General features: G+C 65.3%; 23 protein-coding genes. 9 read left to right on the forward strand and 14 right to left on the reverse strand.

Going from position 1 to position 26,098, the window contains the following annotated elements; translation table 11 throughout:
- The 3 genes from AC5RV1_RS19545 to AC5RV1_RS19555 all read left to right on the forward strand — a co-directional run.
- Nucleotides 1–1,309: aldehyde dehydrogenase (NADP(+)) (locus AC5RV1_RS19545; RefSeq protein WP_493995707.1), on the forward strand; the 1,309-nt coding region annotated here is incomplete at its 5' end.
- Nucleotides 1,306–2,634 carry an enolase C-terminal domain-like protein gene (locus AC5RV1_RS19550; protein WP_493946018.1) on the forward strand — a complete coding sequence of 443 codons (1,329 nt, stop codon included), beginning with the start codon at nucleotides 1,306–1,308 and terminating at the stop codon, nucleotides 2,632–2,634. The genes AC5RV1_RS19545 and AC5RV1_RS19550, both read left to right, overlap by 4 nt.
- A gap of 108 nt (nucleotides 2,635–2,742) precedes the next feature.
- Complete coding sequence (locus AC5RV1_RS19555; protein WP_493946017.1) at nucleotides 2,743–4,095, forward strand: MFS transporter; 1,353 nt, start codon at nucleotides 2,743–2,745, stop codon at nucleotides 4,093–4,095.
- A 113-nt stretch (nucleotides 4,096–4,208) separates the two neighbouring features.
- Here the strand turns inward: AC5RV1_RS19555 and AC5RV1_RS19560 are convergent, their stop codons facing one another.
- Both AC5RV1_RS19560 and AC5RV1_RS19565 read right to left on the reverse strand, forming a co-directional pair.
- A complete protein-coding gene (locus AC5RV1_RS19560; protein WP_493946016.1) occupies nucleotides 4,209–5,438 on the reverse strand; it encodes a beta-ketoacyl-[acyl-carrier-protein] synthase family protein in 1,230 nt (409 codons plus the stop codon).
- A 5-nt stretch (nucleotides 5,439–5,443) separates the two neighbouring features.
- Nucleotides 5,444–7,057 (reverse strand): peptide chain release factor 3, encoded by a 1,614-nt coding sequence (locus tag AC5RV1_RS19565; RefSeq protein ID WP_493995708.1) that lies wholly within the window; start codon nucleotides 7,055–7,057, stop codon nucleotides 5,444–5,446.
- 720 nt (nucleotides 7,058–7,777) lie between these two features.
- Here AC5RV1_RS19565 and disA point away from each other — a divergent pair.
- Nucleotides 7,778–8,854: a DNA integrity scanning diadenylate cyclase DisA gene (gene disA / locus AC5RV1_RS19570; protein WP_493946015.1), complete on the forward strand. Its 1,077-nt coding sequence runs from the start codon at nucleotides 7,778–7,780 to the stop codon at nucleotides 8,852–8,854.
- A gap of 17 nt (nucleotides 8,855–8,871) precedes the next feature.
- On the opposite strand, the gene AC5RV1_RS19575 is transcribed toward disA, so the two are convergent.
- Entirely contained in the window at nucleotides 8,872–9,558 is a 687-nt protein-coding gene (locus AC5RV1_RS19575; protein ID WP_493995709.1) for a hypothetical protein, read from the reverse strand.
- A 177-nt stretch (nucleotides 9,559–9,735) separates the two neighbouring features.
- Between AC5RV1_RS19575 and AC5RV1_RS19580 the strand changes: the two genes are divergently transcribed.
- From AC5RV1_RS19580 to AC5RV1_RS19590, 3 genes are all read left to right on the forward strand, one after another.
- The gene (locus tag AC5RV1_RS19580) at nucleotides 9,736–10,656 is read left to right on the forward strand and encodes an HhH-GPD family protein (protein ID WP_493995710.1); all 921 of its coding nucleotides are present in this window, start codon (nucleotides 9,736–9,738) and stop codon (nucleotides 10,654–10,656) included.
- An 80-nt stretch (nucleotides 10,657–10,736) separates the two neighbouring features.
- On the forward strand, nucleotides 10,737–11,168 hold the full coding sequence (locus AC5RV1_RS19585) for a DUF3592 domain-containing protein (RefSeq protein WP_493946012.1): 432 nt from the start codon (nucleotides 10,737–10,739) through the stop codon (nucleotides 11,166–11,168).
- Nucleotides 11,169–11,244: 76 nt separating this feature from the next.
- Nucleotides 11,245–11,736, forward strand: a complete 492-nt coding sequence (locus AC5RV1_RS19590) for a hypothetical protein (protein WP_493946011.1) — start codon at nucleotides 11,245–11,247, stop codon at nucleotides 11,734–11,736.
- Between the two features lie 2 nt (nucleotides 11,737–11,738).
- Here AC5RV1_RS19590 and AC5RV1_RS19595 read toward each other — a convergent pair whose 3' ends face one another.
- The 5 genes from AC5RV1_RS19595 to AC5RV1_RS19615 form a co-directional block, all read right to left on the reverse strand.
- The gene (locus tag AC5RV1_RS19595; protein ID WP_493995711.1) at nucleotides 11,739–11,915 is read right to left on the reverse strand and encodes a hypothetical protein; all 177 of its coding nucleotides are present in this window, start codon (nucleotides 11,913–11,915) and stop codon (nucleotides 11,739–11,741) included.
- Nucleotides 11,916–11,993: 78 nt separating this feature from the next.
- On the reverse strand, nucleotides 11,994–12,689 hold the full coding sequence (gene dhaM / locus AC5RV1_RS19600; protein WP_493946009.1) for a dihydroxyacetone kinase phosphoryl donor subunit DhaM: 696 nt from the start codon (nucleotides 12,687–12,689) through the stop codon (nucleotides 11,994–11,996).
- Nucleotides 12,686–13,318 (reverse strand): dihydroxyacetone kinase subunit DhaL, encoded by a 633-nt coding sequence (gene dhaL / locus AC5RV1_RS19605; protein ID WP_493946008.1) that lies wholly within the window; start codon nucleotides 13,316–13,318, stop codon nucleotides 12,686–12,688. Before dhaL ends, dhaM begins: the two co-directional genes overlap by 4 nt.
- Nucleotides 13,319–13,320: 2 nt before the next feature.
- The gene (gene dhaK / locus AC5RV1_RS19610; protein WP_493946007.1) at nucleotides 13,321–14,322 is read right to left on the reverse strand and encodes a dihydroxyacetone kinase subunit DhaK; all 1,002 of its coding nucleotides are present in this window, start codon (nucleotides 14,320–14,322) and stop codon (nucleotides 13,321–13,323) included.
- Nucleotides 14,323–14,712: 390 nt separating this feature from the next.
- The gene (locus AC5RV1_RS19615) at nucleotides 14,713–15,222 is read right to left on the reverse strand and encodes an amino-acid N-acetyltransferase (RefSeq protein ID WP_493995712.1); all 510 of its coding nucleotides are present in this window, start codon (nucleotides 15,220–15,222) and stop codon (nucleotides 14,713–14,715) included.
- A 278-nt stretch (nucleotides 15,223–15,500) separates the two neighbouring features.
- Here AC5RV1_RS19615 and AC5RV1_RS19620 point away from each other — a divergent pair, with 278 nt between their 5' ends.
- Nucleotides 15,501–16,994, forward strand: a complete 1,494-nt coding sequence (locus AC5RV1_RS19620) for an amino acid permease (RefSeq protein WP_493995713.1) — start codon at nucleotides 15,501–15,503, stop codon at nucleotides 16,992–16,994.
- A gap of 233 nt (nucleotides 16,995–17,227) precedes the next feature.
- On the opposite strand, the gene AC5RV1_RS19625 is transcribed toward AC5RV1_RS19620, so the two are convergent.
- From AC5RV1_RS19625 to lysS, 5 genes are all read right to left on the reverse strand, one after another.
- On the reverse strand, nucleotides 17,228–19,351 hold the full coding sequence (locus tag AC5RV1_RS19625) for a S9 family peptidase (RefSeq protein WP_493995714.1): 2,124 nt from the start codon (nucleotides 19,349–19,351) through the stop codon (nucleotides 17,228–17,230).
- A 307-nt stretch (nucleotides 19,352–19,658) separates the two neighbouring features.
- Nucleotides 19,659–22,151: an ATP-dependent Clp protease ATP-binding subunit gene (locus AC5RV1_RS19630; RefSeq protein WP_163161328.1), complete on the reverse strand. Its 2,493-nt coding sequence runs from the start codon at nucleotides 22,149–22,151 to the stop codon at nucleotides 19,659–19,661.
- A 347-nt stretch (nucleotides 22,152–22,498) separates the two neighbouring features.
- The gene (locus tag AC5RV1_RS19635; protein WP_493946003.1) at nucleotides 22,499–22,837 is read right to left on the reverse strand and encodes a histone-like nucleoid-structuring protein Lsr2; all 339 of its coding nucleotides are present in this window, start codon (nucleotides 22,835–22,837) and stop codon (nucleotides 22,499–22,501) included.
- Between the two features lie 133 nt (nucleotides 22,838–22,970).
- Nucleotides 22,971–23,150 (reverse strand): hypothetical protein, encoded by a 180-nt coding sequence (locus tag AC5RV1_RS19640; protein ID WP_493946002.1) that lies wholly within the window; start codon nucleotides 23,148–23,150, stop codon nucleotides 22,971–22,973.
- A gap of 2 nt (nucleotides 23,151–23,152) precedes the next feature.
- Nucleotides 23,153–24,691, reverse strand: a complete 1,539-nt coding sequence (gene lysS, locus AC5RV1_RS19645) for a lysine--tRNA ligase (protein WP_493946001.1) — start codon at nucleotides 24,689–24,691, stop codon at nucleotides 23,153–23,155.
- Between the two features lie 68 nt (nucleotides 24,692–24,759).
- Here lysS and AC5RV1_RS19650 point away from each other — a divergent pair, with 68 nt between their 5' ends.
- A complete protein-coding gene (locus tag AC5RV1_RS19650; RefSeq protein WP_493995715.1) occupies nucleotides 24,760–25,614 on the forward strand; it encodes an alpha/beta fold hydrolase in 855 nt (284 codons plus the stop codon).
- Here AC5RV1_RS19650 and AC5RV1_RS19655 read toward each other — a convergent pair.
- The coding region (locus AC5RV1_RS19655) for an allophanate hydrolase-related protein (RefSeq protein ID WP_493995716.1) at nucleotides 25,611–26,098 on the reverse strand (488 nt) is incomplete at its 5' end. The two genes, AC5RV1_RS19650 and AC5RV1_RS19655, sit on opposite strands and share 4 nt — an antisense overlap.

Genomic DNA, 26,098 nt, shown 5'->3' on the forward strand with positions numbered 1-26,098 from the left:
GAGCTTCGACGCCAAGTCGACCTTCGACTCCGTCATCGTCGTCACCGACCGCACGGTTCTTGACGAGAACATCCGCCACGACATGAACCTGGTCCAGCCCGGGCGCACTCCCCTCCCCCGCGCGGACATCCGCCAGCGACAGATCCCATTGGGCCCGGTCGCGGTGTTCGGAGCCAGCAACTTCCCACTGGCCTTTTCGACGGCGGGCGGGGACACCGCCGCGGCCCTCGCCGCAGGGTGCCCCGTGGTCTTCAAGGCCCATAACGCCCACCCCGGCACCGGTGAACTCGTCGGGCAGGCAGTTGTGAAGGCCGTCAAGGACTTCGACCTGCACCCCGGCGTGTTCTCCCTGGTCTACGGACCCGGCGCCAGCATCGGCCAGGCCCTCGTCGCGGACCCCAACATCAAGGCCGTCGGCTTCACCGGCTCCCAGGCCGCCGGCATCGCGCTGATGAAGACCGCGGCAGCCCGCCGCGAGCCCATCCCCGTCTACGCCGAAATGTCCTCGCTGAACCCTGTCTTCGTGTTCGAAGGCGCCCTCAAAGGCGACATCGACGCCCTTGCGCAGCAGTACGTTACCGCCGTCACCGGCAGCTCCGGCCAGCTCTGCACCTCCCCCGGCCTGTTGTTCGCCCCGGAAGGTGAGGCAGGGGACAAACTCGCTGCCGCCGTCGCACGCGCTGTCTCCGCCTGCTCCGGCCAGACCATGCTCACCGCAGGCATCGCCGGCTCTTGGAAAGCCGGTGCCGAAGCCCTCGGCAGCGCTGAAGGCGTGAACCTCATCGGCAAGGGCACCGACGGCGAAACCGAGAACGCCCCGGCCCCTACGATCTTCGGCACCCAGGTCCGCGACTTCGTGACCAACCCGGTCCTGCACGAGGAAATATTCGGTGCCGCATCCCTGGTGATCCGCTACGCCTCGGTCGAGGACCTCCTCCAGGCCGCCGCCCGCATCGAAGGCCAGCTCACCGCCTCGCTGCAACTGACGGAAGAGGACTACCCGACGGCGGCACGCCTCCTTCCCGTCCTGGAACAGAAGGTGGGCCGCATCCTCGTCAACGGCTGGCCCACCGGCGTCGAAGTAGGCCACGCCATGGTCCACGGCGGCCCCTTCCCCGCCACCTCCGACTCCCGCACCACGTCGGTCGGAACCCTGGCCATCAATCGCTTCCTGCGCCCCGTCGCCTACCAGAACCTCCCCCAGGAACTCCTTCCCGCACCCCTCCAGGACAAAAACCCCTGGCACCTCAACCGACGGATCGACGGCGAAGTTGTTCCCGCTGCGGAGAAGGCTGAGGTCGGCGCATGAGCAACCAGCCCACAATCACCAATGTAGAAGTAGTGCCCGTTGCCGGCCATGACAGCATGCTGATGAACCTCAGCGGAGCACACGGCCCCTTCTTCACCCGCAACGTCGTCATCATCACCGATTCCGAAGGCCGCACCGGCCTCGGCGAGGTTCCCGGCGGCGAGAAGATCCGCACCACCATTGAGGAAGCTGGCGCCCTCATCAACGGCAAACCGGTGGCACGCTACCGGTCGCTCCTGCGCGAAGTGGCGGCCGAGTTTGCCGACCGTGATGCCGGCGGCCGCGGCCTGCAGACCTTCGACCTGCGCACCACGGTCCATGCAGTCACCGCCGTCGAGTCGGCCCTGCTGGACCTGCACGGCCAGTTCCTCGGCGTCCCGGTGGCGGAGCTGCTGGGCGACGGCCAGCAGCGCACCTCCGTCCCGATGCTCGGCTACCTCTTCTTCATCGGCGACCATTCCCGCACCGACTTGCCCTACCTGGTGGAGGATGCACCGGCTGACCGGTGGGAGAAGCTCCGGCGCCAGGAGGCAATGACCCCGGAAGCCGTCGTCGCGCTGGCCGAAGCCGCCCAGGAACGCTACGGCTTCAGCGACTTCAAGCTCAAGGGCGGCGTGCTGTCCGGCGACGACGAAGTGGATGTCGTCACGGCCCTGGCCAAGCGCTTCCCGGAGGCCAGGGTGACGCTGGACCCCAACGGCGGCTGGCTGCTGGACGAAGCCATCCGGCTGGGCAAGCGGATGCAGGGCGTCGTTGCCTACGCCGAGGATCCCTGCGGTGCTGAAGGCCGCTTCTCCGGCCGCGAAGTGATGGCCGAATTCCGCCGGGCCACCGGCCTGAAGACGGCCACCAACATGATCGCCACGGACTGGCGGGAAATGTCGCACGCCATCCGCAGCAACGCCGTCGATATTCCGCTGGCTGATCCGCACTTCTGGACCATGCACGGGTCGGTACGGGTGGCGCAGATGTGCCACGAGTTCGGCCTTACCTGGGGATCTCATTCGAACAACCACTTCGACATCTCGCTGGCCATGTTCACGCACACGGGCGCCGCGGCGCCTGGCGAGATCACCGCCCTGGACACGCATTGGATCTGGCAGGACGGCCAGGGCCTCACCAAGGAACCGCTGCAGATCAAGGGCGGTGCCATCGACGTTCCGGACGCCCCCGGCCTCGGCATCGACCTGGACCGCGAAGCCCTGGACAAGGCGCACCAGCTGTATCTGGCGCACGGCCTCGACGCCCGGGATGACAGCATCGGCATGCAGTACTACATCGATGGCTGGTCCTTCGATCCGAAGCGGCCCTGCCTCGTACGGTAGCCGCCCGGCAGGTGCCGTCCAGTAAAGTAGTGGGGTCGCTGTGGCCGGCCCCACTACTTTCAGGAGCCTGCAGCCGGCCTGCGTTATCTATTCCAAAGGAAACATTCAATGATGTCTGTGGACAATGCTGTCTCGGACGTGGCCTCGGCCACGAAAAAGTTCTTCAAGCGCGTGCTGCCCATCATGCTGGTCATGCTGGTCTGCAACCAGCTGAACCGGTCAAACATCGGGTACGCCCAGGACCACCTCCAGGCAGACGTTGGCATCGGGGCGGCCGCCTACGGGTTCGGGGCCGGGCTGTTCTTTATCGCGTATGCGATTTTTGAGCTTCCCAGCAACGTGATGATGGAGAAGTACGGCGCCAAGGTCTGGCTCACCAGGATCATGATCAGCTGGGGCACGGTTTCCTTCCTCATGGCGTTCGTACAGAACGAGGCCATGTTCTACGTCCTGCGGTTCCTGCTGGGTGCAGCGGAGGCCGGGTTCTTCCCCGCCGTCATCTTCTACTTCGCCCGCTGGGTGCCCGCCGGCCAGCGCGGCAAAGCCACGGCAATCTTCATCGCCGGCTCTTCCATCGCCGCAGCGCTGTCCGGCCCAATCGCCGGGATGCTCCTCAGCCTCCACGGTGCCCTGGGCCTGCGCGGCTGGCAGTGGCTGTTCGGCTTCGAAGGCGCCCTGTCGGTCGTCGTCGGCATCACCGTGTTCTTCCTCCTGGACGCCAAAATCAAGGACGCCAAATGGCTCACCGCTTCTGAAAAGGACGCCCTGTCCCGCGCCATCGCCGATGAGGACGCCCAGCACGCCACGGCCGACGGCGGAAAGATCAACCGCTGGAAAATGCTCCTGAACCCGCAGATCCTGCTGCTGTGCGGCATCTACTTCTCCGTGCAGCTGTCCATCTACGCCAACACGTTCTGGCTCCCCAGCATCATCAAGCAGATCCCCGGCACCACCGACCTGACCGTTGGCTTCCTGTCCTCCATCCCGTGGATTTGCGCCGTCTTCGCCATGTACTTCGCGGCAAAGCTGCAGGACAAGGCCCGGTCCAAGAAGCCGCTGCTGGTGGCCGCGCTGCTGGTTGCCGCAGTTGGCACGTTCGCGGCAGCCATCGCCTCACCGGTCATGGCCCTGGTGTTCCTGGCCGTTGCGGCCATGGGCTTCAAAAGCGCTTCCCCGCTGTTCTGGACCATCCCGCAGTCCGGGCTGCACCCGCTGGTCCTGGCCCCGGCCATCGCCATCATCAACTCGCTGGGCAACCTGGGCGGATTCGTTGCACCGTTCGGTTTCGGCATCATCAAGGAACAGACGGGAAGCGTCATCCCCGGCCTCTTTGCACTGGCCGCCGCCTCCACCATTGCCGCCGGCCTGGTGTACTTCCTGAAGGAACGCCGCAGCGAAACGGAGCCGTCCGCCGAGTCCGAGGACCGCAGTGTGGAGGCGGGGGTGCCCAGCCGGGCCTAGTGATGAGGCGATTGTGCCGCAATCGCCGGAACGCCGCCGGGACGCTGTAGCGTTCCGGGCGTCACCGCACTGTTCCAGCGCCCGGGCCGGGAAAACCGTCCCGGGCGTCTGCGTTACTGGCCGGTGATTACCAGGGCAACGCTGTGCCCGCCGAAGCCGAAGGCGTTCACCAGGCCGGCCGGAGCATTCTCCGGCTGGAGCTGGCGCGCGTCTTCGGTGACGACGTTAAGGTCCACCTCCGGGTCCAGCTCTTCAACGTTGAGGGTCCCGGGCAGCATCCCGGTGCGCAGGGCCCCAAGGACCACGACGGCGGCGAGCGCACCGGCGCCGCCCAGCAGGTGGCCGGTGTGGCCCTTGGTGGAGGTGACAGGGATGCCGGAGCCGAAGATCGCGTTGATGGCCTGGCCCTCGAGCCGGTCCCCCACGGGGGTGGATGTTGCGTGGGCGTGCACAAATCCGATGTCCTGGGCCGTGAGGCCTGCGGATTCGAGCGCCTTCTGCATGACGCGCCGCTGCATGGCAGGATCGGCAGCCACGATATCGTTCGCGTCCGAGGTCACCGCTCCGCCTGCCACGGCCCCCAGCACCGCTGCACCGCGGGCGCGGGCGTGTTCTTCGCTCTCCAGCACCACCACGCCGGCGCCCTCCGCGAGGACAAAGCCGTCACGGCCGCCGTCGAACGGGCGTGATGCACGCTGCGGGTCCCCGGCGCGGGTGGACAGTGCACGGATCTGGGAGAAGCCTGTGATGACCAGGTCGTTGATGGAGGCATCAACACCGCCGGCGATAACGACGTCGGCCGCCCCGGAGCGGATCATCTCCGCTGCCTGGACAATCGCCTCTGCCCCGGAGGCACAGGCACTTACCGGCGTCCGGGCGCCGCCGCGGGCGCCGAGGTCGATGGAGACCCAGGCCGCCGGGCCGTTGACCATAAGGCGGGTAAGTGTGTGTGGCGAGACCTTGCGGGGGCCGGATTCGGCAAGGGTCCGGTCCTGCTCCAGGGTGGAGCCCAGCCCGCCGTACGCAGAGCCGATCACCACGGCAAAGCGCTCTGGATCCACCTCCGGGGCGCCGGCCTGCTTCCAGGCTTCCCGGGCAGCGATGAGCGCCAGCTGCCCGCAGCGGTCCATGCGCTTCATCTCACGGGTGCTGAGGTGCCCGGAAAGGTCAGCGGTGACCTGTCCTGCGATCTTCACGGGCAGCTGTTCCGCCCAAGCCTCCTCAAGCGGGGCAATGCCGGACTTTCCGGCCACCAGGCCTGACCAGGTTTCGGCCACAGACGAACCAAGCGGATTGATGGTGCCGGCGCCCGTGATCAGCGCACGGGGTTGAACTGCGTTCACGGTTCCTACTTTGCGGGGTTGTGTGTACCGATGGGGACAAGGGTGAGGTCCGGGTGGTTCTTTTCGATCCGGCGAAGGGCCCAAACATCATTGAACAAGGCCAGGTACTCGCCGTCGGACCGCAGGAGCACCTCGGCGCCCGGTACGTTGGCCAGGGCCGGCATGGCATCCGCCGTCGAAATCCTGGCCAGGGAATAGGGCAGGCGTTCCAGCCGCATGGGGGCGCTGAAGTCGTGCGCCATCCGGTCCTCCACCACCTCGAACTGCATGGGACCGACGGCGGCGAGCACCGGCGCCTGGTCCCCGCGGACGTCGGAGCGGAGCACCTGGATCACGCCCTCGTGCTCGAGCTGCTCGATGCCTCGGCGGAACTGCTTGAACTTGCTGGGGTCCTTGGAACGCGCAACCTGGAAGTGTTCCGGGGCGAACAGCGGGATGGCCGGGTATTCCACCGGGTCCTCGAGGAAGAGGCTGTCCCCCACCCGCAGGGAGGACGCGTTGACCAGGCCCACCACGTCACCGGGGTACGCCTCGTCGATCACTTCGCGTTCGCGGCCGAACACCTGCTGCGCGTACTTGGTGGCGAAGGATTTCCCGGTGCGGGTTTGGGTGACCACCATGCCGCGCTCGAAGACGCCGGAGCAGACGCGGATGAAGGCAACGTGGTCGCGGTGGGCCTTGTTCATGCCGGCCTGGACCTTGAACACGAATCCGGAGAACGGCGATGCGACGGGACGCGGGGTGCCGTCCACGTCCGGACGCGGAGCTGCGGGCGGCGCGAAGTCAACCAGCGCGTCCAGCAGTTCCTTGACGCCGAAGTTCAGCGCGGCGGAGCTGAACAGGATGGGGGTGGCCTTGCCGGCGTGGAAGCTTTCGACGTCGAACTCCAGGTTGGATTCGATCACCAGGCCCGCTTCGTCCACGGCGTCGGACCAGTTGCTGCCCTGGCTTTCCGCTGCTTCATCCGGGGTGAAGTACTCGGTGATGGCGATCTGCGCGCCGGCGTTGTTGCGCTGGAAGCGTGCGAAACGGTCGTTGCGGAGGTCCCAGACGCCGCGGAAGTCCCCGGAGATGCCCACGGCCCAGGTCAGGGGCATGGGCTGGAGCCCGGTGCGCTCGGTGATTTCGTCCATCAGGGCCAGCGCGTCCAGGCCGGGGCGGTCCCACTTGTTGATGACGGTGATGATGGGCAGGTTCCGCTGCTTGCAGACCTCGAACAGCTTCATGGTTTGGGTTTCGAGGCCCTTGGCTGCGTCCACGAGCATCACGGCGCAGTCGACGGCGGCCAGGACGCGGTAGGTGTCCTCGGAGAAGTCCGCGTGGCCGGGGGTGTCCAAGAGGTTGATGACGGTGTCCCGGTAGGAGAACTGCAGCGCCGCGGAGCTGATGGAGATGCCGCGGTCCTTTTCCATCTGCATCCAGTCCGAGACAGTTTCCTTGCGGTTGGCCTTGCCGCTGGAGGCACCGGCGGTGCCGATCACCTTGGCGTGCAGGGCCAGAGCCTCGGTCAGCGTGGATTTGCCGGCGTCGGGGTGGGAGATGACAGCAAAGGTCCGACGCCGGCCCGCCTCTTTGTGAATCTCCGAGATCCGGGCGGGGGTGAGGACATCTTGGGACACGGTGCTACTTTCGCTGCGGTTTGGGCTGCCCCTGGCACTGGACAGGCTTCAGGGGAGACGGGCTGGCGGACAGCCAAGTTCCCAGTTTATCGCAGCTTGGAGCAGCACCACGGGTTGTGCTTAACACCGGCGAAACCCGCGCTTCAAAACGGCGAAATGAGTGCGGGCTACCGTGACCGCATGATGACGCCCCGCCCGTCCCCTGCGCCGCCGAAAAAACCTGAATCGGCAGGCTGCACTTCCCATCCAGGCAAACTGTTCTTTGATCCGTTGGCGGGCGCCCCTGAAGCACCAGGAGAGCAGGGACTTGGGTCCCCTTCGGGTGGAGACGGCTTCGCTGCAGAGGAGCCCCGGCCCCGGCCCCGGCCCCGGAAGAAGGTTGCTGTGGACGAACGGGCCCTTCGTGCAGCGTCACTAAGCAAAGTCAGCAGGGAGCTGGAGCGGATGCTGCGCAAGCGGGCACGCTGAGTCCTGCTGCACTGTCCTTGACTGCTTTGGAGCGGGAAAGTGCGGCCCCGCCACCCGCCGTCGATCGCGTTCCTGCGCCTCTTCCTGCCCTCCCCTAATGGGGCACTTTAGGGCTTGCCCGTGCGGAAGTAGGCGATTCTTACCCCTATCATTGAGCTTGCGGGAAAATGAGTACTTTTTGATCCTGCCGGCCAAGCGTTAAAGCCGGCATTCCTGCGGGCGAAGGTCCGCAACTGTGAAGGGAAACACCTGATGGCGCGGAGCCCCGAAGAATCTCTGAGGGCAACTCTGGGCAGAGTGGCACCCGGAACCCCGCTCCGGGACGGCCTGGAACGCATCCTCCGTGGGCGGACCGGCGCCCTCATCGTGCTGGGCTCGGACCGGACCATCGACTCCATCTGTTCCGGCGGCTTCGACATCGGCATCGATTTTTCCCCCACCCGCCTGCGCGAGCTCGCCAAGATGGACGGGGCAATCATCTGCGACAAGGACGCCGGCAATATCCTCCGCGCGGCAGTGCAGCTGGTTCCGGACTCCAGCATCGAAACCCAGGAGTCCGGCACCCGCCACCGCACGGCCGAACGGGTGGCCATCCAGACCGGCGTGCCTGTCATCTCCGTCAGCCAATCCATGCAGATCATTGCCCTGTACGTGAACGGCCTGCGGCACGTCCTGGAGGGTTCGGAGAAGGTCCTGGCGCGCGCCAACCAGGCCCTGGCCACCTTGGAGCGCTACCGCTCCCGCCTGGACCAGGTCACCAGTTCGCTGTCCGCTTTGGAGATCGAGGCGATGGTGACGGTGCGGGATGTGGCCGTCACCCTGCAGCGCCAGGAGATGGTCCGCCGCATTTCCGAGGAAATTTCCCAGTACGTCCTGGAACTGGGCGAAGACGGCCGCCTCCTCTCCCTCCAGCTCGATGAGCTCACCGTGGGCCGCGGGCCCGGAAGCGACGTAATCATCCGCGACTACGCCTCGCCCAACGCTTCCCCCGAAGACATCGAAAAGGCCGTCAGCGCCCTGGTGAGCCTGGGACCCACCGAGCTGATCGACCTCGGAAAAATCTCCGGAATCGTCGGCTTCGCGGGCGGCGAGGCAAACCTGGACGCCGTGGTGCAGCCCCGGGGTTACAGGCTGCTCTCGGGGCTGAAGGCAGTCCCTAAAGCCGTCGCGGACCGTTTGGTGGACCACTTCGGCGGGCTGCAGTTCCTGATGGCAGCCACCATCGACGACCTCATGACCGTGGACGGCATCGGCGACCAGCGCGCCCGGACAGTGCGGGAAGGCCTGAGCCGGATGGCGGAAGCAAGCCTGCTGGACCGCTTCCTTTAAGAGCCTGGCAGGACTCGTCAGGCCAGCTGGAAAACTGCCTTGGGGCTGGCTTTTGAGCCAAGCTTCGCCGTGAAGATGTAATACGCTCCGCCGCCCCCGGGCTTGGCTTCCACCGGCTGGCAGCCCTCCACACTGCGGTTGCGCGGCCACGGGAAGTTGGCGGTCTCGCTGGCGCCCGGGGCGATGATTTTCACCAGGTCTTCACTCTTTGCCTGGCAGTCCCGGGACGAAAAGATGCGGTCCGCGCCGCTTGTCACCAGGAACTCCATCTGCGAGGTTCCAATGTTGACCTCGCACGGCATGGTGCCGCCGTTTGTCACCTTAAGGGTGAGCAGCGGATTTTCCCCGGGCCCGTACGCGGCCTTGTCCGTGGAGGCAGAGACCGTCACGAGGTTCTGGTTGCAGGAAGGGGTGGCCGATGGCGTGGGCGTGGGTTCCGGAGCCGGGGCCGACGGCGATGCCTGGATGGAGGGATCAGCGGACGCTGTTGCGCCGGCACCGTCCGTGGACGACGCCTGCTCGGACTTGCCGCTGAAGGCCCCGGCAAGGGCGAAGCTTCCGGCGATCAGTGCGATTACTATCAGCAGCGCCACAGCCAGGAACAGCCGGCGCCGGCGGTACACAGCAGGGCTCGGCTTGCGGACGGTGCTGGAACCGGATGTAGTCGCCCTGCCACGTGATGCTGAATCGCCTTGCCTGCCCATTCTTCTAGGCTAGAGAACGGGTGCGGATCTGCTCCGCCACCACGCCGCCGCCCGGACAACGCTCTGGTCACATCACGTTTCCGGCCCGCCAACTGGATCAATTACAGTGTTGGGATCGATACTCAAGCCTCCACCACCGCTTCACCCGCCCTCCCTCCAGCCGGGGCGGAACTGCAGATGCTGCACGGCCGGATCAACACCTGGTTCGCGGACGTCGCCCGGGACCTGCCCTGGCGGAAGCCCGACTGTTCACCCTGGGGCGTGCTGGTCAGCGAAATCATGCTGCAGCAAACCCCCGTGGTCCGGGTGCTGCCCGTCTGGTTGGAGTGGCTGAAGCGCTGGTCCACGCCGGCTGGCCTTGCGGGTGAACCTGCGGGAGAGGCAGTGCGTTCCTGGGGCCGGCTGGGCTACCCGCGCCGGGCGCTGCGGCTGCACGCAGCAGCAGCGGCCATCGTCCAGGACCACGGCGGCAAGGTTCCGGACAGCTACGCCGAACTGCTGGCGCTGCCCGGCGTGGGCAGTTATACGGCGGCGGCAGTGGCAGCCTTCGCCTACGGACGCCGCGAAACGGTGGTGGACACCAACATCAGGCGGGTCCACGCCAGGCTGATTACCGGGGTGGCACTCCCCGCCCCGGCGCTGACCGCGGCCGAAATGCGGCTCGCCGCCCGGCTCCTGCCGGACGACGGCGACACATCAGTCCGCTGGAACGCTGCGGTCATGGAGCTGGGGGCGCTGATTTGCACGGCCCGCGCACCCAAGTGCGGCGACTGCCCGGTCAGGGACTCCTGCGCGTGGCGGGCAGCCGGCGAGCCGCCGCCGTCGTACGTCCCGAAGGGCCAGGCCTGGCACGGCACCGACCGCCAGGTCCGCGGTGCCGTGATCGCTGTGCTGCGCGAGGCCGATGCGCCGGTGCCGCCGGAGATGTTCCAGCGGGAGCCGGCCGACCTGGGCTTCGCGCCTGCAGGGATTGGCGTACCGCTGGGCGCCCTGCATAGGTTGAATTCTGCTCCTGAACAGCTGGAACGGGCCCTCGCTGGCCTGCTCGCAGACGGCCTCGCGGAGCTGCACGGCGGCGGGTACCGGCTTCCCGCCTGAGCACCCGTCCGGACAGCGGCAGGCGCCGAGGCTGGTGCACGGAATGGCATACTTCTTGGTGACCGGAACCGGGGGAAACCGTGAGAATCATTCTGTACATCATCTGGGCCCTGTTTGTTGTGGCCGCGCTCTTAGCCCTCGTCCGGGCCTTGCGCAAAACCAGGCGCCGGGACCAGCTCACGGCAGCGTGGCCGAAGGTTCAGGCAACCGTCACCGGCAGCATCGCTGGGTGGACCAACGGCGGCGGCGGATCAAGCCGCAGCCGGCGCTTCTTCCCTACTTACCAGTTCGCCGATCCCCACGGCACCCTGTTCCCGGGTGAATCCGAAGTATCCTTCGCCAGAAAGCCGGTGCCTGGGTCCTTGATTGAGGTGGCTTACAACCCCGCCAACCCCAACGAGTCACTCCAGGTCTCCTCCGCCCCCAGGACAGCGATGGGCTGCCTGATCCCGTTCTTCGCGGTGTTCGCGATCGCGCTGTTCTGGTTTATCGGCGTCTTCCCGCTGGCCTAAGCGCGGCAGCATAACGATGTTTGCATCACTTCACGGCTGACCACGTGGAGGCAGCGCCCCGGCCGTACCCTGAAGTATGGGCAAGCCCGGGCTGCTTCTAGCGTTAATGACGACGGCGGGACTCGCCTCTGCGTGCGGCCCCGGCCCCGGCGCGGCTCCATGCCCGGCCATCGCACAGGCCACCGCCGTGTCCGTCACGGTTTCAGCCAGCTACGCGCCCCAGGTGGCAGCACTGCACCTCAAGGCCTGCCAGGACGGCGAGTGCACTGAAGATGACGTGGAACTCCACCCGGGCAGCGCGTCGATCGACCAGGGCTGCACCCCGGAAGGCGTGTGCTCCGCCACTGCCTCCCCCGACGGAACGAAATTCGCCAACTTGTTCCTGCAAACCCTCACCGAGTCACCCATGTCGGTAACCGCATCGGCAACTGCCCCGGACGGATCACCCCTGCCTGTGCAGGCCTTGGACTTCCGCCCCCGGGGCGACTATCCGTTCGGCGAGCAGTGCGGCAGGTTTATCACCGCCTCGGTGCTGCTCGACGCCGCTGGCCTGCATGAGCAGTCCTGAGGCTAGAACAGCGCCGGTTGGGTGAAACTTTCATCCGTTGCAGCCTCGTCCGGGCCTCCCGCGGCCTCTGACTCAGCCCGCCACTCGAAACCCAGCTCCGCGAGGAGTTCCTCAACCGACAGCTGCCCCTCCAGCACTTCAATATCCGGGGAGTTGTCTTCAAGGTGGAGCCGTTCCATGCCATCGAGCATATTCGTAGGGACCCGCTGCGGCGCTGGGAACACACCGCCAAGTCTGCATTCGGATTGGTCAAGCAGCTACGGCTCGCCGAAGCCTGCCTGCACCAGCCCGCCCACGTAATTCACCGCCCGCTCTGCGTCCGCTCCCCACGCCTCCACGTGCAGTACGGACCCCTTGCCGGCCGCCAACGTCATGAGCGCCGTCATGGAGGCGCCGTCAACCCCGTTGACCTGCACCTCGGCATCCAGCGACGACAGCCCGCCGGCAATCTTCGCGGCGGGACGTGCATGCATACCGGCCTGGTTGACGAGCTCAAAGTCACCCGTGTAATCGGGACCGGAACCAGTGACAGAGCCTTCCCCGACCTCCTGCAGCGCGGGGCTTCCGGCCTGCCGGGCAGGACCGCGCACAGCTTCCGCCGCCCGTTTCACTGCCTGCACATCCCCGCCGCCCTGTGCAGCAACGGCGGCTGCGACGAGCCCCTCCACCAACGGCGCGTCCGCCAGCACCATCTCCGCGGCGTCCTCTGCGAATTCCAGCGCGGATTCTGCAGTCATTACGGCAGAACCAAGGTCAGCCAGGATTACCGCTCCGTCACCGCCGGCGACCTTATCCAGCGCCGCCAGAACCTTCTCCAAACTGGTTCCGATCCGGCCGTCCATGGTGCCGCCTGCCGCCAGCAGCACGACGTCCGGCGCCATCTGCGCGGCGAGCTCCACGGCGCCGTCGGCTATCTTTTCGCTATGCGAGACCACCACGATGCTGACGGTCACGCAGCCGCCTTCACGGCCGCCCGGAGAATCAGCGCACTGGAAGCGGCGCCGGGATCCCGGTGCCCTGCACTTCGCTCCCCCAAATAGCTTGCACGTCCCTTCCGGGCTACCAGCGGATCCGTAGCCACGGCTCCGGCTTCGGCGGCCTCTGCCGCGGCGACCAAAACGCTCAAGGCATCCGGGCTGCTGTCTGCCGCAGCCTTATTTGCTGCCTCTGCCGCCGGCGTCCAGGCATCCACCATAGTTTTGTCCCCTGGCTCCGCTTTGCCCCGGGCCACTATCCCGTCCCGTGCCGCAGTCAATGCACTGGCCCACGCGGCAGGAGCAATCTCCGCAGAGTCCCCGAGCGAAGTTGCCGCGCGCAGGAACGCCGTTCCGTAGAGCGGACCGGCGGCGCCACCCACTTTGGACATCAGCGTCATTGCCGTCAGCTTCAGCGCAGCGCCTGGCGTTTCCGGCGGGGATTCGGACAGCTTGTCCAGGACAGCCTGGAAGCCGCGGTCCATATTTTCGCCGTGATCAGAATCCCCGATGGCCCGGTCCAGCTCGATCAGCTCAACCCTGTGCTCCGCCATCGCCTGCGCGCACAGGGTCAGCCACTTGACGGTCCAGTTCACGTCCAAAACCACAGCTACACGCCCCAACGCAGTGCCGCGGTGTGGACCGGGGCGTCCCACAGTTCGGTCAGTTCGTCGTCCAGCCGCAGCACTGAGATGGAGCAGCCCTGCATCTCGAGGGCCGTGATGTAATTCCCCACCAGGGACCGCTCGACGGCGGCTCCCCTGTCCGCCAGCACCTGCGCGGCCCGCCGGTAGACAATGTACAACTCGCTCAAGGGGGTGCCGCCCATTCCGTTCACGAACAGCAGCACCCTCTCCCCGGAACTGATGCCCAGATCGGCCAGCACCGGCGCCAACAGGCGGTCGGTAATGCCGTCAGCGTTTTCCATCGGGATACGGTGCCTGCCCGGCTCGCCATGGATCCCGATTCCGATCTCGATTTCATCCTCGGCCAGGTCGAAGCTGGGCGAGCCCGCATGGGGTACGGTACAGGCGCTCAGCGCCACGCCCATGGTGCGGACGTTGCTGTTGACGCGTTCGCCGATGGCGGCCACCGCGTCCAGGCCGTCCCCTCGTTCGGCGGCAGCTCCGGCGATTTTTTCCACCAGCACCGTCCCTCCCACGCCGCGCCGGCCCGCCGTGTACAGCGAATCCTCAACAGCAACGTCATCGTTGACGAGGACCGTGCGGACGTTGACGCCTTCCGCTTCGGCGAGTTCTGCCGCCGTTTCGAAGTTCAGGACGTCACCGGTGTAGTTCTTGACGATATGCACGACGCCGGCGCCCGAGTTAACGGCGAGTGTCGCCGGCAGGATCTGGTCTGGAGTGGGCGAAGTGAACACCGCCCCCGGCACGGCGGCGTCGAGCATGCCACGCCCCACGAACCCCGCGTGCAACGGTTCATGGCCGCTGCCGCCGCCCGAGACGAGGCCTACTTTCCCACTGACAGGCGCGTCCTTGCGCGTGATGAAGGTGGGATCTGCGCTGACGGTGACGAGGTCTGCGTGTGCTTGGCCGAAGCCCTGCACAGATTCGTCAACTACCGCCTTCGGATCGTTGATGAGCTTTTTCATGGGGTACTCCTGGTCTGCTTCCTGGAGGGTGACATTCCCGACCCTACTACCGGGCAGCGCGCCGGCGGTAGGGCTCCCGCCTTGCCGGATACAGAAAAGGGACAGCCCCCAATGACTGTCCCTTTCCCTGGGCCCCCCATCCCGGCCGAAGCCAGTTTATCCATCAAATCGAGTAAAAGGAAGTGCTGGTCAAGCGCCTTTCGCGCCTACCTGAGCTGCCGTTGGGAGGGTGTCATGCCCATGTCACGCGGCAGCCGGAAGCGCACCTGACAGCAGCCGCGACGTCGCCGGGAAAATGCCGTGGAAAAGAGGATGAGAAGGGCCAACAGTCATTCATGACGCCGTCCACCAGGAAGGGAGTTCCTGCACCCTCGCCCGAAAGGATTTGGGTCAGAGGAACTTGATCATGCGGGTGTTTCCGAGCGTGTTGGGTTTCACCCTCGCGAGGTCCAGGAACTCGGCTACACCTTCGTCATGGGAGCGGAGCAGTTCTGAATACACCACGGGATCCACGGCCGACTGGTCTGCCATCACTTCGAAGCCGTGGCGCTTGAAGAAGTCCACCTCGAAGGTAAGGCAGAACACTCGGGCAACGCCCAGGGCGCGCGCTTCCTCAAGCAGGCTCTCCACCAGCACGTGTCCTACGCCTTTCCCCCGCCAGTCCCCGGAAGCAGCCAGCGTCCGCACCTCTGCAAGGTCTTCCCACATCACATGGAGTGCCCCGCAGCCAATAACTTCGCCGTCCGAGGACTCGGCGATCCGGAACTCCTGCAGGCTCTCGTAGTAGGCCACCGTCTCCTTGGCCATCAGGATCCGTTGCTCTGCCAGCGGGGCCACCAGTTTCTTGATGGCGGAAACATCGCCGGTGCGCGCAGGACGGATGTGGAAGGAGTCAGTCACAGGGCAATCCTAGTTCGACCGGGCCGACCACCTGCCAACCGAACGCCTGCTTCAGTTGCTGGTACGGGGCAAGCCGGTGCCGCCAATCAGACAATTGCCGGCGCCGGAGCGGAGACAACCAGCAGCTATGCGTCATGAGCTCGTCGAGTTGAAGCTCCGCTTATGCTCGGGAGCTGGATTTGGCCGTGACTGCGCAGGGTTCTGAAATGTGCCGCCATTGCGTTTGCGCAGGTGAGCGCCTACCAAGCAGTGTTTCGGATGTTACCCCCGTCACGCTAATGGGCAACGGCGCCCAACTCCGGAGGAAAAATGGCCATAGGCCCCCCACGCTCACCGAGAAATCTTTAGAGCAGAACGAGAAACGCTGCCTTCGAAGGTCGATGGAAGCCCGACACCTGGTGATGATCGCTATGGGAGGGGTCATAGGATCAGGCCTGTTCCTCAGCTCGGGATACACCATTGCGCAGGCAGGGCCACTGGGCGCAATCATCGCTTACCTCATCGGCGCAGCGGTGGTCTACATGGTGATGGCCTGCCTGGGTGAACTGGCTGTTGCCTATCCGGTTTCCGGCGCCTTCCACATCTACGCTGCGAGGTCGATTGGTCCTGCTACCGGTTTTGCAACAGCATGGCTGTACTGGCTGTGCTGGGCAGTTGCCCTGGGCTCGGAGTTTACGGCCGCGGGCCTTTTGATGCAGCGGTGGTTTCCCGAGGTAGACGTTTGGATCTGGTGCCTTGTTTTTGCGTCCATCCTGTTCGCACTAAATGCGATCTCCTCGCGGGTCTTTGGTGAATCGGAGTTTTGGTTTGCGCTGATAAAGGTCGCTGCGGTGATCGGGCTGATTGTCCTGGGTGGCGCAGCCCTGTTCGGCTTCCATCCTCTTGCTGAAAACGGCTACCCGTTCCTGGGCGAGAACCTCAATACGCCGCAGGGCTTGTTCCCCAATGGAATTACCGGGGTACTCATCACCACGCTTGCTGTCTTTTACGCTTTCTCCGGTTCGGAACTCATTGGCGTAGCTGCGGGTGAAACTGCCAACCCTGCAGTCAATATTCCGAAGGCGATGCGGACTACCGTTATTCGCCTGCTGATTTTCTTCGTTGGCGCCATTACGGTGATTGCCTGCACCGTTCCCTATGAGGAAACTTCCTTGGAGGCAAGCCCCTTTGTCACCGTCTTCTCGCAGCTGGGCATTCCCTATGCCGCCGACGTCATGAATTTCGTCATCATCACCGCCCTTTTGTCGGCCGGAAACTGCGGCCTGTTCTCCTGCGCCCGTATGCTTTTCTCGCTGGCGGACGAGGGACATGCCCCGAAGGCACTCGGGAAGCTGACCAAACGCGGAATTCCCCTCCTCGCCCTCTGCGTAAGTATGCTGGGCGGGCTGGCCTCCCTCGTCAGCAGCGTGGTAGCCCCCACCACCGTCTACCTGGTCCTGGTGTCCATCGCCGGGTTTGCGACGGTGGGCGTCTGGATGTCCATCACGGCATCCCACTTTTTCCACCGCCGTGCTTTCCTGCGGTCAGGAGGCCGCACCGCAGACCTGGCGTACAAAGCACCACTGTTTCCGCTGCTGCCCATCGCGGCATTCATCCTGTGCCTGATCTCCCTGATAGGCATCGGCTTCGACCCCACCCAGGCCACAGCCCTCTACTTCGGAATCCCCTTCGTAGGTGCCTGCTACGCCTACTTCCACTACAAGTACGGCCGCGGGCAAAAAGGCCAGCTGCACGAGCAGGACGCGGAACAGGAATCGGTGGACGCTCCCTAATTTCAAATACAAAGGCAGACGGTACGGGACGGGCGGGATACAACTGCATCGCTGTCAGCACATTCGGCACGAGGCGGGAAGGCTGGGACATTTGCGTAGCTTGCTGAGGGCCCACGCTGGCAGGGTTCCTTGGCCGAGCTTGCGAGGCTAGGGGGCCAGTGGGGATGAAGGAGCAGCAAGCGGTAAATGTCCCAGCCCACCCGCCGGAGCCAGCCGGACTAAGCCGAGGGTGACTAAAGTCCCAGATCAGCAGGCAAGGGCAGTTCCTGGTCCAGGACGTTCCGGGCCAGGAAGTGCTCCACGACGCCGTACCAGACCTTTGCGTGCTGGGGCTGGAGGACCCAGTGGTTCTCGTCGGGGAAGTACAGGAACCGGTGCGGGGTCCGGCCGTCCTGGTCCGCCGCGAGCTGCGATTTGGACAGCAGTTCGTACCAGAGGCGCAAGCCTTCCCCGATCGGTACGCGGTAGTCCTTGTCGCCATGGATCACCAGCATGGGGGTGCTGATCTTTTCCACATGAAGATGCGGCGAGTTCTCCAGCGCCATCTCTTCGGTCATTTCCTTCAGCCAGTACTGCGAGGCATCCGTGGTGGGGCCGAACTGGTCCAGCGCCCAGAGGCTCGCGTGCGTCACTATCGCCTTGAACCTGTCCGTCTGCCCCGCAACCCAGTTGGCCATGTAGCCGCCAAAGGAACCGCCCATAGCTGCCGTGCGGTCCGCGTCAATATCAGGGCGGTCGACGGCGGCATCAGTCACCGCCATGAGATCGGTGAACGGGCCCCTACCCCATTCGCCCCAGCCCCGCTGGATGTAGTTCTGGCCATAGCCGGTGGAAAGGGCCGGATCGGGCAGGAGCACCGCGTACCCCTTCGCTGTCAGCAGCCAGGGGTTCCAGCGCCAGGTCCAGGCATTCCAGGACCCCAGGGGTCCACCATGGATCCACAGCAGCATCGGCGCCGGGGAGCCTGCAGACGCACCCTCAGGCAGGGCAAGGTAGGCCGGGACGCGCGAGCCGTCCGCCGCCGTCGCCGCAATCCGTTCCAGCCTGCCGGGGCGGCTGGGCCGTTCCGCCGGTGCCGGCAACCTGGTGGTCTCACCGGTTTGCAGGTCGATGCGGACTGCCTCCGGTGGGAATTCGTAAGAACTGCGCAGGGCGTAGGCGCTGCGACCCTCAGGCGAAACCACGACGTCGGTGTAGGCCGCCGCGTCCTGGGTCACCCGGGTGACGCTCACTTCAGCGGCAGACGCCGGGACGGTGATCCGGAAAATTGGCGACGCGCCGTCGTCGTCCGCGGTGACCAGGAGGGCGGAACCGTCTGGCAGCCACGCTGCCGGCTTGGCCCAGCGGTCCCAGTCGTGCGCCAGAGGGGTCAGCTGCCCAGTGCCGGATGCTGACGCTTCGGAGACATCCAGGAGGTGCAGCTTTACCTGGGGAGCCTGGCGTGGAGTGGTGTCGCTTTCGCTCACCACCACCAGGGTGTTGCCGTCCGGGCTGACCGGGCCGGGAAAGTAGCTCATGCCCTCGTGGTCCAGGAGCACCCTGGTGTTTCCGGAGGCCACGTCAATGGCCACCAGGACGGAGCGGCTGTCCGCCTTGGCCAGCGGTTTGGTGTAGCTCGCGTAGATGGTCCGGCCATCGGGGCTGACGGCAATTTCCGCCTCCCGCAGCCGCGGACCTGCCTCCGGTGTGAGGTTCCGGAGGGTCAATGGCACCGTGGAGTCGACAGTGGCGGGTTTGCCGGGGTCCTTCTCTTTTCCGGGCTCGACCGCGAAGATCCGCGGCTGGCCGGGCCCAAGGTCCGCGTCCCAGTAACGCACCGGATACTCGCTGTGCAGGATGGCGGAGACTTTGTTGTCCTTGCGCGACTTCCGCCGCTCGGCGTCGTCATCTTCATCGGCCGAGCCCGCCAAGACTTCCGCTACAAGAAACGTCGCGTCCGCCGCTATGGCTGTCCTCACAGCACCGACGCCGCCGGGACGGTTCAGCACCACGCGGGCTTCACCGCCGTCGGCGGGAAGGAGCCACAGGGCATTGACGGGGTCGCCTTCGGGGCTGTCAGGGTCGGGCCGGGCTGAGGTGAAGTAGACGTCACCGTTAGCTGCGAACGCCGCTCCGGCCTCGCCCTTGGCGCTGCGCGTGATGCGTCGCGCCTGCTTCTGCCCGGCCGGATCGAGCTCCCACAGGGCCGTGCCAAATTCGGTTCCCTTGCCGCTAAGGGTGGCCACGGTGGTAACCAGCCGCCGGCCGTCAGGGCTCATCGCCAGCCCGCTCACCCGCGGGATGGAGAGGTAATGGTCCAGATCATGGAAAGGGGTCAAAGGTTGCTCGTCCGGGATCGCCGGATTCAGATTAGCCATGCCCCCGATTCAACCCGACTTGTGCTTCCGGTCACAACCACTTCACTACCGGCGGAACGCCCCAAAGTCTTCGAAGGCTGCAATGCAAGGCGCGTCGCCGGCTTGGCGCCGTCGGTCCGTGGCAGGGTCGCGCCGCCAAAGCGAGGAACGAGCAGGCGCCGGGAAATCTCTGATGGCCGGCACCGGACTCAACCATGGAAAGGCACCGAGCCCCAGTGACGCACCCGGACTCAACCTTTGGGCGGTGTGGGTTAAAGGCGAAAGGCCCCGCCTGCTCTGGGAGCTGGCGGGGCCTTCCGGTGGTGCTTTAGACGCTCGGGGCGATTTCCGGGATACGCGGCTTGGCGTTGCCGGCGAACGTGAACTTGGCGTCGTCGCCGTCGCCTTCCACGTCCACTACCACGATGTCGCCGGCGTGAATCTCGCCGAACAGGATCTTCTCGGAGAGCTGGTCCTCGATCTCGCGCTGGATGGTGCGGCGCAGCGGCCGGGCACCCATGGCGGGGTCGTAACCGCGGGTTGCGAGGAGCACCTTGGCGGCGGGCGTGAGCTCGATGCCCATGTCCTTGTCCTTGAGGCGCTTCTCCAGCCGGGTGACGAAGAGGTCCACGATCTCGATGATCTCGTCCTGGGTGAGCTGCGGGAACACCACAACGTCATCCACACGGTTCAGGAACTCGGGACGGAAGTGCTGCTTGAGCTCCTCAGTGACACGGGCACGCATGCGGTTGTAGCCGGTTTGCGTGTCAGTGCCGGACTGGAAGCCGGTGGCAACACTCTTGGAGATATCCCGGGTACCGAGGTTGGTGGTCATGATGATCACGGTGTTCTTGAAGTCCACCACGCGGCCCTGGGAGTCGGTCAGGCGGCCGTCTTCCAGGATCTGCAGGAGGGAGTTGAAGAGGTCCGCGTGGGCCTTTTCCACTTCGTCGAACAGCACCACGGAGAACGGACGACGCCGGACCTTCTCGGTCAGCTGGCCGCCCTCCTCGTAACCCACGTAGCCCGGAGGGGCACCGAAGAGCCGCGAGACGGTGTGCTTCTCGGAGTACTCGGACATGTCCAGGGTGATGAGGGCGTCCTCTTCACCGAACAGGAACTCCGCGAGTGCCTTGGCGAGCTCGGTCTTGCCGACGCCGGTGGGGCCGGCGAAGATGAACGAGCCACCCGGGCGCTTGGGGTCCTTGAGCCCTGCACGGGTACGGCGGATTGCCTGGGACAGAGCCTTGATGGCTTCGTTCTGGCCCACAACGCGCTTGTGCAGTTCGTCTTCCATCTTCAGCAGCCGCGAGGACTCTTCCTCGGTCAGCTTGAACACGGGAATACCGGTGGAGTTGGCCAGCACCTCGGCGATGAGATCCTCATCCACCTCGGAGATGTCATCCATGCCGCCGGACTTCCAGTGGCGTTCCTTCTCCGCGCGCTCGGTGATCATCTTCTGCTCCTTGTCACGGAGCGAAGCTGCACCTTCGAAGTCCTGCGCGTCAATCGCGGACTCCTTTTCCATCTTCAGCTTGGCGATGCGCTCGTCCATGGCCTTGAGCTCCGGCGGAGCGGTCATGCGGCGGATGCGCAGCCGTGCGCCGGCCTCATCGATCAGGTCGATCGCCTTGTCCGGGAGGAAGCGGTCCGAGATGTAGCGCTCGGCGAGGCTGGCGGCGGACGCCAGGGCGCCGTCGGTAATGGTGACGCGGTGGTGCGCCTCGTAGCGGTCACGCAGGCCCTTGAGGATCTCGATGGCATGCGCCACGGAGGGTTCCTTGACCTGGATCGGCTGGAAGCGGCGCTCGAGGGCGGCATCCTTCTCGATGTGCTTGCGGTACTCGTCCAGCGTGGTGGCACCGATGGTCTGCAGTTCACCGCGGGCCAGCATGGGCTTCAGGATGGACGCAGCATCGATGGCACCTTCGGCGGCACCGGCACCCACGAGGGTATGGATCTCGTCGATGAAGAGGATGATGTCGCCGCGTGTGCGGATTTCCTTGAGGACCTTCTTCAGGCGCTCTTCGAAGTCACCGCGGTAACGGGAGCCTGCCACCAGGGAACCGAGGTCCAGGGTGTAGAGCTGCTTGTCCCGAATGGTCTCCGGGACGTCACCGCGGACAATCGCCTGGGCCAGGCCTTCGACGACGGCCGTCTTACCGACGCCCGGCTCACCGATCAACACAGGGTTGTTCTTGGTGCGGCGGGAGAGGACCTGCATGACGCGCTCCATCTCCTGCTCGCGTCCGATGACCGGGTCCAGCTTGTTCTCGCGGGCAGCCTGGGTCAGGTTGCGGCCGAACTGGTCCAGGACAACAGAGCCGGCCGGGGCACCTTCAGGCTGGCCCGAGCCGACGCCGGCGCCGGTGGTTTCCTTGCCCTGGTAGCCCGAAAGGAGCTGGATGACCTGCTGGCGGACCCGGTTGAGGTCGGCGCCGAGCTTGACCAGCACCTGGGCGGCAACGCCCTCACCCTCGCGGATGAGGCCCAGCAGGATGTGCTCCGTGCCGATGTAGTTGTGGCCCAGCTGGAGGGCTTCGCGCAGCGAGAGCTCCAGCACCTTCTTGGCACGGGGGGTGAAGGGGATATGCCCGGACGGCGCCTGCTGGCCCTGTCCGATGATCTCCTGCACCTGCTCGCGAACGCCGTCGAGCGAAATGCTCAAGGACTCAAGAGCTTTGGCGGCAACGCCCTCACCCTCATGGATCAGACCCAAGAGGATGTGTTCGGTACCGATGTAATTGTGGTTCAGCATGCGTGCCTCTTCTTGGGCAAGCACAACTACGCGACGGGCACGGTCCGTAAATCGCTCAAACATTTCGCCACACTCCTAGCTACGACGTACTTTGATGCTACGTGGCTGACCCAGACTTGTGGAGCGTGTTCGCCACGGGGGAAACCGCGCCGGGACCGGGAATATCGGCAGAGGCCGCTTTGCAGCCCTGCCGGCACCTTCAGTGAGCAGTTAAAGAGCCCTCCCAGGGACCGGATCCGTGGCAGTCGCTGGCTTACTGTGGCGTCCTCTGCCACCCACCCCGCCACCGGCCCGCGCATCCTGGCCCTGCGGGAGCAATTTCTGTTGAGCCTCGCATTTCAGGTTTGGAAACGGCAAAAGCCCTGCCTCCCGAACCGGGATGCAGGGCTTTTTGCGGGCCGAGGCCGTAACTAGGAATTGGCCTTTTGGTAGGCTTCCTGGATTTCGGCCTGAATTCGGCCGCGGCTGTTAACGGTATAGCCGTTTTCCCGCGCCCATTGGCGAATCTGCGCCGAATCGTGACTGCGGCCTCCACCGGAGGCTTTGGTCCGGGCAGCCCGCCCGCCGCTGCCGCCGGAAGCCTTACGGGCGGCGCCAATAAACCGTTCCAATGAGGAACGGAGTTCAGCGGCATTGGCCGCCGATAGATCAATCTCGTAGTTGACCCCGTCAAGGCCGAACTTAACATTCTCGTCCGCGGATCCCCCATCCAAATCATCAACGAGGATGATGTTTACTTTCTGTGCCATTTAAAGTCTTCCTCTTGGAAAGGGTTCGATTTTCAGAAAAGCAGGATGTTTCCCTAAAAGTATGACTCTCTTTATGGCAACGCGTCAAAGCGGCAAATGGTTCCGGGGGATAAAAGGGGGAAAGCTCAGGGGTTTATCTATTCGTTTCCGGATCCGGCCGGTCCACCGGCGCCGCCGATCGTGCTTCGGCTTCTGCCTGGGCCTGTGCCTCTGCCTGCCGTTCGGATTTGTCCGCATTAAAGATTGACTTCATGGCAAACCAGAAAAGCAGGCCGACCACCAGCGAAGGCAGGAGTACAGCTACGTATTCCACGATCAGTGTCCTTCAGGCTTCAGCAGCGGGAAGAGGATTGTTTCGCGGATGCCGGCCCCGGTGAACAGCATCACCAAGCGGTCGATGCCGAGGCCGATGCCACCCATCGGCGGCGCACCGTATTCGAGGGCGCGCAGGAAGTCTTCGTCCAGCTGCATGGCCTCATCGTCGCCGGCGGCTGCATGCCGTGACTGCTCGGTGAGCCGCTCCCGCTGGATGACCGGGTCGATGAGCTCGGAGAAGGCGGTGCCGCGCTCCATGCCACCAATAATCAGGTCCCAGGCCTCGATCAGCCGGCCGTCCTCCCGGTGCGGGCGGGCCAACGGCTGGGCAGAGGGCGGGTAGTCGTACACGAACGTGGGGTTCAGCAGTGTGGGCTCCACGATTTCGCCGAAAAGCTCCACGGCCAGCTTCTCGGCGTCCCACTTGGGGTCAACCTTGACGTCGTGCTTTTCGGCAATTTCCCTCAGTACCTCCAGGGAAGTCTCCGGCGTGACTTCCTGGCCAACGGCGTCGGACAGGCCCGGGTAGACGGAAACCCATGCCCAGTCGCCGTCGAGGTTGATTTCCCCTGCTTCGGTGTGAAGGACACGGCCGGCACCCACGGCATCGGCGGCGTCGAGGATGATCTCCTTGATGCGCTGCGCCATAACGAACTGGTCCGCCCACGCCTCGTAGCACTCAAGGGTGGTGAATTCCGGGCTGTGGGTGGAGTCCACGCCCTCGTTGCGGAACACGCGGCCCATGTCGTAGACGCGGTCGATGCCGCCCACCACGGCACGCTTGAGGTACAGCTCGGTGGCGATGCGCAGGGTCATCTTCTGGTCGAAGGCGTTCATGTGGGTCTCGAACGGCCGCGCCAGGGCGCCGCCGTGGACCAGGTTCAGGATGGGGGTTTCGACTTCAACATAGTTGTGGCGGAAGAGTGTTTCGCGGATTGAGCGCGTGATGGCCGCGCGGGTGTACACCATTTCACGGGCTTCGTCGCGGACCATCAGGTCCACGTAGCGCTGGCGGACGCGCGTTTCCTCGTTGAGCTCCGCGTGGAGTACGGGCAGCGGGCGGAGCGCCTTGGAGGCCATGGACCAGGACTCGGCCATAACAGAGAGCTCGCCGCGGCGGGAGGAGATGACCTCGCCCTTGATGAACACGTGGTCGCCGAGGTCAACCAGCGCCTTCCAGTCGGCGAGCGCTTCCTCGCCTACGTTGGCAAGGCTGAGCATTGCCTGCAGGCGCGTGCCCTTGCCGTCGGTACCGCCCTCCTGGAGGGTTGCGAAGCACAGCTTTCCGGTGTTGCGCACGAACACCACGCGGCCGGTGACGCCGACGACGTCGCCGGTGGTGTCGTCTGCCTCGAGGTGGGCGTACTTTTCACGGATCTCGGAGAGCGAATGCGTCCGCTCCACACCCACCGGGTACGCCTCGGCGCCGCGCTCGATCAGTTTGGCGCGCTTCTCCATGCGGATCCGCATCTGCTCGCTGGCATCGAGCGGCTCTGGGGAGTTCTTGGGCGAGGGGGTGTTTTGGGAAGTCACAATCATCAAGTTTACCGGGAGTTGGGCTGGCCCGGCTTCGCTGGCGGCAGTGGGCTCCCGCCTAGGATGGGGTGGTGAAAGAACAGGTCATTCCAACGCACGACGGCGGCCGCCTCGCCTTGTACAGTTACGGCACCGGGGATGCGCCGGGAGAACGGCGGGTGCTCCTGATCGGCGGCGCGTTCCTGACTGCGCTGATCTACCGGCCGTTTTCGGTTGCGCTGGCCAAGGGCCTGGGTGAGGGGTGGGCCGTGGACGTCTACGACCGCCGTGGACGGGGCAGCTCCTCCGAGCAGCCGGACGGCTATTCCATGGCCACGGAGATCGCCGACGTCCGTACCGTCCTGGATGCCACCGGTGCCCGGAATATCCTGGGCCACAGCCTGGGCGGCTCGGTGGCACTGAACGCCGTGCAGGAGTTCACCGGAACCTCCTACGTTCCGGACAAGCTGGCAGTGTACGACGCTGCCGTCAATATTGATGGCAGCATCGACACCTCCTGGTTGTCCGGATTCGAAGACGCCGTGGACAGCGGCAAGGTTGGCCGCGCCCTTGCGCATATGAAGAAGGCCACGAGCCCCGGGTCGGCGATGGCGAAGATCCCGGAGCCCGTGCTCGCCGGGCTGATGGCCCTGTTGTCCCGGACGAAGGTCAACAGGATGTTCCGTGAGGTGATGCCCAGTGGCGTTGGCGAACTGCGGGCCGCCTACAAGGAGGCGGACCACGCCAGGGATTTCAGTGTGTTGCCTGCCAACACCCATTTCATGGCCGGCGGCAAGAGCCCCAGCTACTACAAGGCAACGGCTGAGCGGCTGCATGCGGCCGTCCCCGGCAGCACCTATGAGCTCTCCCCCAAGGGTTTCCACGGTTCCATTCCCGCCGCCGTGAATGAACTGGTCTCCGACATCTCCGAATACTTCAAGAGCTAGGCGCCACGGCGGAAACCGGCCAGCGCCGCGTCGCCCAGGTTCTGCCACACACTCCGCGCCTCCTGCTGCTCCTCTCCGCCTGCCGGCCCGGTCCGGTCTTTCAGCCAATCGCCATAGCGGGTGATGTCTTCCCCGGATGCAGCCGCGACAGCGTCGCAGGCAAACCCGACGGCCTTGGAACCGTCCGAAAGCTCCACTGACCCGAGCAGCATGGGCTCCGGGAGGGAAGCCAGAAAGGAGCCCATCCCCGCTTCGGACAACAGCCACCGCTCCCCCACCAGCTCCGCGCCGCCGTCGTCCGAGCGGTACACCCCCGGTTTCGGCGGCACAGTGTCGAGGGACACCATGCGGTAGCGGGCGGCCGTACGCACCGGGCCGTCCCACGCCGCACCAAGTTCCTCCAGTTGCGGCGCCAGCGGCTGCCCCTTGCGGTGCGCGCCCACCACTACCAGCGGTACAGCAGCGGCCCCGGCGGCTACTGGCC

The sequence above is a fragment of the Arthrobacter sp. Hb9-2 genome (genome assembly GCF_059091165.1).

Coding starts and splice junctions, on each gene's coding strand:
- AC5RV1_RS19550 (WP_493946018.1), top strand. CDS start 1,306: ATGAGCAACCAGCCCACAATCACCAATGTAGAAGTAGTGCCCGTTGCC.
- AC5RV1_RS19555 (WP_493946017.1), top strand. CDS start 2,743: ATGATGTCTGTGGACAATGCTGTCTCGGACGTGGCCTCGGCCACGAAA.
- disA (WP_493946015.1), top strand. CDS start 7,778: ATGGCGCGGAGCCCCGAAGAATCTCTGAGGGCAACTCTGGGCAGAGTG.
- AC5RV1_RS19575 (WP_493995709.1), bottom strand. CDS start 9,558: ATGGGCAGGCAAGGCGATTCAGCATCACGTGGCAGGGCGACTACATCC.
- AC5RV1_RS19580 (WP_493995710.1), top strand. CDS start 9,736: ATGCTGCACGGCCGGATCAACACCTGGTTCGCGGACGTCGCCCGGGAC.
- AC5RV1_RS19590 (WP_493946011.1), top strand. CDS start 11,245: ATGGGCAAGCCCGGGCTGCTTCTAGCGTTAATGACGACGGCGGGACTC.
- AC5RV1_RS19595 (WP_493995711.1), bottom strand. CDS start 11,915: ATGGAACGGCTCCACCTTGAAGACAACTCCCCGGATATTGAAGTGCTG.
- dhaK (WP_493946007.1), bottom strand. CDS start 14,322: ATGAAAAAGCTCATCAACGATCCGAAGGCGGTAGTTGACGAATCTGTG.
- AC5RV1_RS19620 (WP_493995713.1), top strand. CDS start 15,501: ATGGGCAACGGCGCCCAACTCCGGAGGAAAAATGGCCATAGGCCCCCC.
- AC5RV1_RS19625 (WP_493995714.1), bottom strand. CDS start 19,351: ATGGCTAATCTGAATCCGGCGATCCCGGACGAGCAACCTTTGACCCCT.
- AC5RV1_RS19630 (WP_163161328.1), bottom strand. CDS start 22,151: ATGTTTGAGCGATTTACGGACCGTGCCCGTCGCGTAGTTGTGCTTGCC.
- AC5RV1_RS19635 (WP_493946003.1), bottom strand. CDS start 22,837: ATGGCACAGAAAGTAAACATCATCCTCGTTGATGATTTGGATGGGGGA.
- lysS (WP_493946001.1), bottom strand. CDS start 24,691: ATGATTGTGACTTCCCAAAACACCCCCTCGCCCAAGAACTCCCCAGAG.